Genomic DNA, 767 nt, shown 5'->3' on the forward strand with positions numbered 1-767 from the left:
TGCCCAAACGGTGATACTTGTTTCAAAAACAGGCTATGATAATAATGCAGGAACATTGGCAAAAAGTACAGTAGTTGTTAAGATTAAGAATATAATTGATTTTATCATGATTGACTATTTTAATATTCCCTACAATTTTTCAATTATTTAGAAAGTTAATAAAGCGGGTTTTGGGGAATATTATTAGCAGTGATTTCAATATCGGGGATAAGCCATGTTTGATTATAGGGGCCTATAGGGTTGATGAGTTGCGACCCCCTTTCGGCCTGAATAAGCTGGAATGTATTTGTCCGTTTCATATCAAACCAAGTATTTCCTTCCAATGCAAACTCCCATTTTCTTTCCTTCAAAACAGCCTTTCTGAAATCATCCTGTGTAAGTCCGGAAAGATCGGGCACATTTGTTGGATCTGACTTGTCTACTCTGGCACGTTTACGGACAGCATTAATGTACATATAAGCACCATTAGGGCCATTAATTTCATTTTCAGCCTCTGCAGCGACCAGATACATATCGGCATAACGGATATAGATGAAATTCCAAGGATTAATAACTGTAGATGATGTGGCTCCCTTTGAAATGCCAGTGGTATCAAAATACTTCTGGAAGAAAGGAGCCAGTACGCCACCTTTTACTTTAGGATTTGGATATTGATCCAATATGCCCCATGTTCTTCTACGATCGCCTTTTGGGAAGCTATTGATAAAGCTGGTTGCGGGTACCAGTAAAGGCCTGTACGTATCAGCCGTACCGGTTGCCCCTTGCAG

The 767-nt window shown here is 39.6% G+C and carries 1 protein-coding gene; it reads right to left on the reverse strand.

Annotated features, from left to right (window positions below; genetic code table 11):
* Positions 1-155 precede the first annotated feature (155 nt).
* The coding region (locus JHD69_RS19960) for a RagB/SusD family nutrient uptake outer membrane protein (RefSeq protein WP_199142090.1) at positions 156-767 on the reverse strand (612 nt) is incomplete at its 5' end.

Source organism: Pedobacter sp. ASV12 (assembly GCF_016429155.1).
Classification (GTDB): Bacteria; Bacteroidota; Bacteroidia; order Sphingobacteriales; family Sphingobacteriaceae; genus Pedobacter.